2 protein-coding genes are annotated in these 8872 nt (G+C 63.3%); one reads left to right on the forward strand and one right to left on the reverse strand.

Annotated elements, in window-relative coordinates; translation table 11 throughout:
* The first annotated feature begins 2 nt into the window (after positions 1-2).
* Entirely contained in the window at positions 3-629 is a 627-nt protein-coding gene (locus OOZ48_RS07015) for a helix-turn-helix transcriptional regulator (RefSeq protein ID WP_269496803.1), read from the forward strand.
* Positions 630-661: 32 nt separating this feature from the next.
* Here the strand turns inward: OOZ48_RS07015 and OOZ48_RS07020 are convergent, their stop codons facing one another.
* Positions 662-8869, reverse strand: a complete 8208-nt coding sequence (locus tag OOZ48_RS07020) for an Ig-like domain-containing protein (protein WP_332108259.1) — start codon at positions 8867-8869, stop codon at positions 662-664.
* Between the last annotated feature and the right edge of the window lie 3 nt (positions 8870-8872).

Genomic DNA, 8872 nt, shown 5'->3' on the forward strand with positions numbered 1-8872 from the left:
GGATGTCGAACACCACGCACCCGGTCCTGCTGCTGACCCACGATGCCAACCTGTGGCAGCGCTGGCGCGCCATCGATTCGACACGCTGGATGCCCGCGCGCGGCGCCTCCCTGGAAGACCTCGCCCGCTGGCGCGACGCCAAGCGGTCTTTCGTCATCCTCGACAGCCATCTGCCGCGCCGGCCCGCGTGGGAGGACCCGGCCTGGAGCGAACTCAGCCGGGACACCCACATCATCGTGGCCAGTTCACGGCCCGACGACGGCCAGGCCGCCCAGGCGCTGGCCGCCGGATGCAGCGGTTATCTGCACGCCTACAGTCCCCCCGAGGTCCTCGGCCGCGCACTCGAGAGCATCGCATCCGGCGGCGTCTGGATGGGGCGTTCGCTGGTATCACGCATGCTCAAGGACGTCAGCCGGCGCCTGCCGGCAAGCAGCGCATGGACGCAAGGCCTGACCGAGCGCGAGGTCGAAGTCGCACGGCAGGCCGCCCACGGCCGCTCGAACCAGGACATCGCCGATGCCCTGGGTATCAGCGAACGCACCGTGCGCGCCCACCTGTCGGCCACGTTCGAAAAGCTGGGCGTGCAGGACCGCCTGCAGCTGGCCCTGCGGGTGCACGGCATACACTGACGCACACCGGCACAAACGCCTCTCACGTCCGCTTACTGATCGACCTTCAGCCTGCCCTCCTGGATCAGGTTCTGGATCAACTGCGCCTGATCGGTGACGGAGCCCACCAGATCGACGTTCTCGATCGTGATCTGATGGTTGTAGCCGCTGCCGTCGGCCGCCAGGCCGCCCTGCGTCTGGACATGGATGACCGTATCGGCCTGGCCCTGGTCGTTCAGTGCGGTCGTGAAGTGCAGGTACTGGGTCAAGTCCCCGTCCTGCTCGCCCACCAGCAGGTCGCGCAAGTCCAGCACATCGTGGCCCTGTCCGTTGTCGCCCGTGCCGAAGTCCCGGATCACATCGTGCGTCACGCCGCCGTCGCCGCCGCCATCGCCCAAGGACCACTCGAAGACATCGTTGCCGCTGGTGCCCAGCAGCACGTGTTCCGGTGACAACGGGCCCTCGTCAGCGCCCTGCGCCCCGCCGGCCGGCGGCTGCTCGTCGCCGGTGGCGGCCGCAGCCCCCGCGGCGCCGAAGTCCTCGCCGTCGTCCACCAGCGGGGAGGACAGCGTGTCGACCGACCCATCACCCGCGTACAGGTGCAGATTGGCCACCATCAGGTCATCGGTATAGCTGCTGCCCTCGGACTGCGGATCCCAATGCAGCGTCAAGGCCCCGTCGGCGGGCGCATCGGCCGGCAGCTGGATCTGCAGCGTCTGGAAACCTGTCAAACCTTCCGGATGGAAGTCGTCGTTGCCATGCGCGGTGCTGTACTCGTAGCTCCAGGTCTCGATCCGGTCGATATCGACCGCCGCGCCGTTCATCGCGGTCACCGTGGCAAAGCCCGCATGCTCCACCGCGGTCCCGGCCTCAGGCGTCGCGATCACCGCGTACACCACGCCGCCGAAGGAAATCTCCAGCCGCATGCTGTTGCCGGTGTCCTTGGGCGCGTTATACGGATCGCCCGGAATTCCATTGTTCGGGTTGTTCCAAGCGACGTCCAGTTGCAGGACGGATCCGGCCGGCACACCCGACAGATCCTGGGACAGGGTGATGTCGCGGGTGTCGTTGTTCCAGGCGCCGACATAAGGGCCGCCATCGGCGCTGCTGTGAGAGCTGCCCGTCATCATCCATTTGTGATCCAGGAACGGTCCCGTATGGGTCCAGGCCGTATAGCCGGCGTCGTTGTTGCCTGCCCACCCGTACTCATTGGCATTGGCCATCTGCGAGAAGTCGCCGTTGATCAAGAGGTCCGTGCCGGTGTGCGAGAAATCGCCCGCCGGGGCGCCGGCCCCGCCATCGCCTGGATCGCCTGCACCAGGCTCGCCGGCGCCTTCCGGCGTCTCGGCCCCCGAACCGCCACCCGAGTCCAGCACCGCAACGCCCGTCGCGGACGCCGACGCGCCATGGGCCTCGTGCGCCACGGCGTGGACCGTCACACCCGTGAAATCCGCCTCGTCCGGCACATCCGTGACCTTCAGGACGACGTCCGCCGTCTGCCGGGATCCGGCGTCCTCGGCCCAGCGCAGCACCCAGGCATCGCCCGCCTGCACCAGGCTCAAGCCGTCCGGCATGTCACCCACCACAGACACCGTGGCCCCGGCAGGAATGCCGCCGAGGAGCAGGTCGCCCAGGAACTCGCTGCCATCCGTGTCAGTGACCGCGGCCTGGATGGCGATTTCATACGACACCTCGACGCCGGGGGACGGAGAAACCGTCTCGAGCGTCGTGCCATTGGGATCCGCGAGGTGCGGCAGGCTGCCATTCCCGAAAATCACGCCTTCCAGGTTGTTGCTGACCTGGTTGATCAGCTGTCCCGACCCATTGGGCCCGTTGTACGTCACGCGCACGCCGTCCAGGGTATTCACATGGGTGGCGTTGTTGTTATTGGTGCTATGGGACGCACCATACGAATAGCCGTCTTCCGACTGAACAAAGATGTAATCCTTGTCGCCGACGGCGTTCTGCTCGCGATTGCCGCCGACCGAGTCCAAATCGCGCAATTCCTTTCGGTCTGCGGGCCAATCGCTCTGGCGATAGAACCAGCCGCTCTGGGAATGGACCACGTAGATATCGGCGTAATCCGCGTCGCCGCTATGGTTGCCCTGGGTGTAGTACCTGATCTGGGCGCCGGGGTCCGCGGCCTCGGGCGCCGTGTCCCCCTCGGTGAGCCAGACCCGGACCCCGTCGCCGATCCTGACGATCTTCCCATCCTGGACGTCGAACCCGCCCGGGACGCCGCTGCCGCCGTTGACCTGGATGATGTCCGAGCCCGACGTGGCTCCACCGCCGTCGGAAGCCGTTTCCGTGCGCGTCAGAGTGACGTTGACCTCGGGCGCATCGGCCACAGGCGCGATATCCACGCGCAGGGTGGCCTCATCGCCCGTGTTCGCGCCGTCCGTCGGCCGGAACACGATCTGCGCATAATCGGCCTGCTGGTCGCCCACGCCGCTGCCGCCGTAGACATCGCTGCCGGACTCATCATCGGCCGGCACGAATCGCAGCCTGCCCGCCTCGATGTCCGCACGCGAAACCCGATACTGGCCGTCGACCAGTTCCACCTGCGTCCACACCGCCACCGAGCCCGACACCCCCGTGTTGAACTGCAGCGCACCGTCGGCCGGCAAGCCCGTGATGAGGATACCCTGCTCGCCAGCCGGCGAGTCGTCGCTGACGTTGAAGTGGCTCCAGTCCAGCACCAGCGCCGTGTCCTCCGAGCCCTCGACCGTACCGCCGGTGGCCGTGGGCACCTCATTGACGGGGCCGCCGCCGATCTCGACCGCGGCGCTGCCGCTTGCCACCGCCGCGACGCCATACTCCGTCGAGCCCGCCAGCGCCGTCACCGTGAACGTCTCGGTTCCCTCCGGCACCCGCAGGGCCAGCGACAGATCCAGCGACGACAAGCCATCGGGGTTGGCCACATACCAGTCCCCGTTGGGCAGCAGCACCGCCCCCTCGACCGTCACGCCCGCCGGAATCCCGGTCAAGGTCACGCCGGACAAGGTCTCGCTGCCATCCAGGTCGACCAGGTCGGCATGCACGGTCAGGGCCACCTGGTTATAAGACGCGTCGGCCTGGTAATCCACACTGATGTTGCCGGTGGAGTAACCGTCCCCATAAATCAGCCCCTTCACATTGACCAGCTGCACCGACTCGCCGGTCGCCAGATCCGTCACCGTCACATTGAGGCGGCCATGGTTCGTGTTCAAGTTGCTCAGCACATACTGATCATGGTCCTTGCTGAGGAACACATAATCGCGGCCCACGTCGCCATTGATCAGGTGCAGCGACTGTCCGCCGGCCATCAGATCGCTGAAATCGCCCACCAGCGCGATGATGTCCGTCTGCTTGTGCGTCACATCATTCGGATTGATGTTCTGGTCCGCAAACGGCGGCAGCAGCAGCTTCCCGCCATTCAGGCCCGTCGCCGTGTACACTCCATCCACCACAGAAAGCACGATCCCGTCGCCCAGGCCATAAGTGGCTGCCGACCCATGGACCGTATCCGTCGCGCCGACCTCGATGCTGACCACCGGCGCATCGGCGACCGGTGCGACGTCGACCACCAGGGTGGCCTCTGCGCCTTCCAGCTCGCCGTCCGTCGGGCGGTACACGATGTGCGCGTAGTCGGCCTGATTGTTGCCCACGCCCTCGCCTGCCGAGGCATCCCAGCCCGACTCGTGCGCATCCGGCACGAAGCGCAATTGCCCGGCCTCGATGTCGGCGCGCGAAACCTCGTAGCGTCCATCCGCAAGCTGGATCGTGGTCCATGCCGGCGTCTCGCCCGGCGCTGCCATGTTGATCTGCAGCACCCCATCGGCCGGCAGGCCGGTGATGACAATGCCCTGATCCCCGGCGGGCGAATCGTCGCTGACATTGAACTGATCCCAGCCCAGCACCAGCGCAGTATCCTCGACGCCCTGGACCATGCCGCCGGCCGCCGTCGGCACCTCATTGGGCGGCTGGACCTCATAGGCCTGAGCCGCCGATGCGCCGCCCACATTGCCGGCCGCATCCGTGGACGTCGCCGTCGCCTGCACACTGACCGCGCCGGCCAGTTGATCGCCGGGCACCGACACAGACCAACTGCCATCCTGTGCAAGAACCGCCGCATAGACATGCGAGCCCACCGTGACCTGCACGGAGGTCTCGCCATTGATCTCGCCATTCACGCGACCCGTGACCGTGACGGTCGAAGCCGCCTCGCCGCGATCGAGGTAGTTGTCGCCGCTGATGGGATCGATCGTGACGGTCAACTCAGGCGCCGTCGTGTCTACGCCGTAGCTGTGAGTCGTGGTCTGCATCGTGCTATTGCCAGCCGCATCCGTCGTCGTGACCGACACATCCAGAGAGGTGGCAGCAGCCAGATCAGATCCGGCAACCGCTATAGTCCACGCGCCATCCTCACCGACAGCACCGGTGTACTCGGTGCCATTTATCGTCAACGTGACGGTGTCGCCTTCGTTGAACTCACCAGATACCGATCCGGTGACATCCGCAGCAGCGCCAGATTCAGCAGCATTGATGACGTTATCGGCGGTGATCGAATCAACGGAGATCGCCAACTCAGGCGCTTCAGTATCAACCGAGTAGCCATGCGTGGCGGTCGCCGTCGTGGCATTGCCAGCCGCGTCAGTAGAAGTCGCACTCACAGCCACCGAACTGTCTGCCAGAAGATCGCTGGTCGCAACGGCGACCGTCCAAGTACCCGCCGCAGCATCTACGGTCGCCGTGTACTGCTGGCCATTGATCGTCACCGTGACCGTTGTTTCAGCGCCGGCTTCGGCAACAACTACGCCCGTCACCGCAATCGTCTCAGCACCAGACTCGGCGATGTTGATGACGTTGTCGGAGGTGATAGAGTCAACAGAAACCGCCAACTCAGGCGCAGTCGTGTCCACACCATAGTTGTGCGTGGTGGCCTGCGTTGTGCTGTTGCCCGCAGCATCCGTTGTAGTAACTGACACACCCAAGGAATCGGATGCCGCCAGATCGGATCCGGCAACAGCGATGACCCACGAGCCGTCCACAGCAACAGCGCCGGTGTACTCGGTGCCGTTCACCGTCAGAGTGACAGCATCGCCTTCGTTAAATTCGCCGGCCACCGCACCGGTGACATCCACCGACGCGCCGGATTCAGCGGCATTGATCACGTTATCGGATGTGATCGGGTCAACAGCCACCGTCAGCTCAGGCGCGGTGGTGTCAACCGAGTAGTCATGGGTCGTGGTCGTTGTCGTGGCATTGCCAGCGGCATCGATGGTCGTCACTGATACTGCCAGTGAACCGGAAGCCGCCAGGTCAGACCCAGCAACCGCGATCACCCATGCACCATCCGCAGCAACAGCTCCGGTGTACTCGGTGTCGTTTACCGTCAACGTGACGGTATCGCCCTCGTTGAATTCACCATCTACCGCACCAGTGACATTCACTGCAGCGCCGGACTCAGCAGCGTTGATCACGTTGTCCGACGTGATCGAATCAACTGAAACCGTCAGCTCAGGTGCCGTCGTGTCCACACCGTAGCTGTGCGTGGTGGCCTGCGTTGTGCTATTGCCCGCCGCGTCGGTTGTCGTGACCGACACATCCACGGCGGTGGCAGCAGCCAGATCGGAACCCGCAACCGCAATGGCCCACGAGCCGTCCGCAGCAACCGCACCGGTGTAATTAACACCGTTAACTGTCAGAGTGACGGCATCACCTTCGTTGAATTCACCAGCCACCGCACCCATGACGTCCACCGATCCGCCGGACTCAGCAGCATTGACCACGTTATCGGACGTGATCGAATCAACCGACACCGTGAGTTCAGGTGCAGTCGTGTCCACACCGTAGCTGTGCGTGGTAGCCGTCGTCGTAGCGTTACCAGCCGCATCGGTGGACGTCGCGCTCACAGCCACTGTGCTGTCTGCCAACAAATCACTGGTCGCAACATCAACCGTCCAGGTACCTGCCGCCGCATCCACCGTAGCCACGTACTGTTGACCATTGACCGTCACCGTGATCGTTGTCTCAGCACCTGCCTCGGCGATAATCGCTCCGGCCACTGCAATCCTCTCAGCACCAGACTCAGCAGCGTTGATGACATTGTCGGACGTAATAGAATCAACTGAGATCGTCAGTTCAGGCGCCTTAGTGTCAACCAAGTAGCCGTGCGTGGTGGTCGTCGTCGTGGCATTGCCAGCGGCATCGGTGGTCGTCACCGATACTGCCAGTGAATCGGAAGCCGCCAGGTCAGACCCAGCAACCGGGATCACCCATGCACCATCCGCAGCAACAGCTCCGGTGTACTCGGTGCCGTTGACCATCAACGTGACGGTATCGCCCTCATTGAACTCACCATCCACCGTACCAGTGACATTCACTGCAGCGCCAGACTCCGCGGCGTTGAGCACGTTGTCCGACGTGATCGAGTCAACGGACACCGTCAGTTCAGGTGCATCAGTGTCAACCGAGTAGTCATGGGTCGCGGTCGTCGTGGTGCTATTGCCCGCGGCATCAGTCGTCGTAACCGACACATCCAAGGAATCAGACGCAGCCAGATCAGATCCGGCAACGGACATCGTCCACGTACCATCCGCAGAAACAGCGCCGGTGTACTCGGTGCCGTTCACCGCCAGAGTGACAGCGTCGCCTTCGTTGAACTCACCAGATACCGATCCAGTGACATCCACAGCAGCACCAGACTCAGCAGCATTGATGACATTGTCGGAGGTGATCGGATCAATCAACACCGTCAGTTCCGGCGCTTCGACATCAACCGAGTAGCCGTGCGTGGCGGTCGTCGTCGTGGCATTACCGGCTGTGTCAGTAGAGGTCGCACTCACCGCCACCGAACTATCCGCCAGCAGATCATCGGTCGCGACATCAACCGTCCAAGTGCCCGCGGCCACATCTACCGTGGCCGCGTACTGCTGGCCATTGATCGTGACAGTAACCGTCGTCTCAGCACCCGCCTCGGCGGTAACCGCTCCAGTCACCGCAATCGTCTCTGCACCAGATTCAGCGATGTTGATGACGTTGTCGGTAGTGACCGGATCAACAGACACAGTCAGCTCAGGCGCTATCGTGTCTACGCCATAGCTGTGGCTAGAGGTCACAGTCGTGCTATTGCCAGCCGCATCCGTCGTCGTGACCGACACATCCAGAGAGGTGGCAGCAGCCAGATCGGATCCGGCAACCGCTATAGTCCACGCGCCATCCTCACCGACAGCACCGGTGTACTTGGTGCCATTTATCGTCAACGTGACGGTGTCGCCTTCGTTAAACTCGCCAGCCACCGCACCAGTGACATCCACTGCAGCACCAGACTCAACGGCGTTGATCACGTTATCAGCAGTGATCGAATCAACCGAGACAGTCAGTTCAGGTGCAGTCGTGTCGACGCCATAGCTGTGCGTGGCGACCTGCGTCGTGCCGTTGCCTGCTGCATCGGTCGTCGTCACCGAGACGGTCAACGAGTCAGTAGCTGCCAGGTCAGAACCTGCAACCGCAATCGTCCACGAGCCATCCGCAGCCACCACACCGGTGTACTCAACATCGTTCACCCTCAAGGTGACGGCATCACCCTCGTTGAACTCACCAGACACTGCACCGGTGACATCTACCGACGCACCGGACTCAGCAGCGTTGATCACGTTATCCGACGTAATCGGATCAACCGAGACTGTCAAATCAGGTGCGATGGTGTCAACCGAGTAGCCATGGGTCGCGGTCGCCGTTGTGGCATTGCCAGCAGCGTCAGTAGACGTCGCACTCATAGCCACCGAACTGTCTGCCAGAAGATCGCTGGTCGCAACGGCGACCGTCCAAGTACCCGCCGCAGCATCTACGGTCGCCGTGTACTGCTGGCCATTGACGGTGACCGTGATCGCCGTCTCAGTTCCAGACTCGGCAGCAACTGCACCAGTCACCGCAATCGTCTCTGCACCAGATTCAGCAGCGTTGATGACATTGTCGGACGTGATCGGGTCAACAGACACTGATAGTTCTGGTGCTGTCGTGTCTACACCATAGGCGTGGGAAGCTGTAGTCGTGGTGCTGTTACCTGCCGCATCGGCCGTCGTAACCGACACATCCAAAGACGAGGCAGCAGCCAGATCGGTGCCTGCAACCGCAATCGTCCACGAGCCATCCACAGCAACCGCGCCAGTGTACGCAGTGCCGTTCACCGTCAGAGTGACAGCGTCGCCCTCGCTGTACTCACCTGCCACCGCACCAGTGATATTCACCGCATCGCCAGACTCAGCGGCGTTGATGATATT

It is taken from the genome of Castellaniella sp. S9 (assembly GCF_027257175.1).
Lineage (GTDB): Bacteria > Pseudomonadota > Gammaproteobacteria > Burkholderiales > Burkholderiaceae_B > Castellaniella.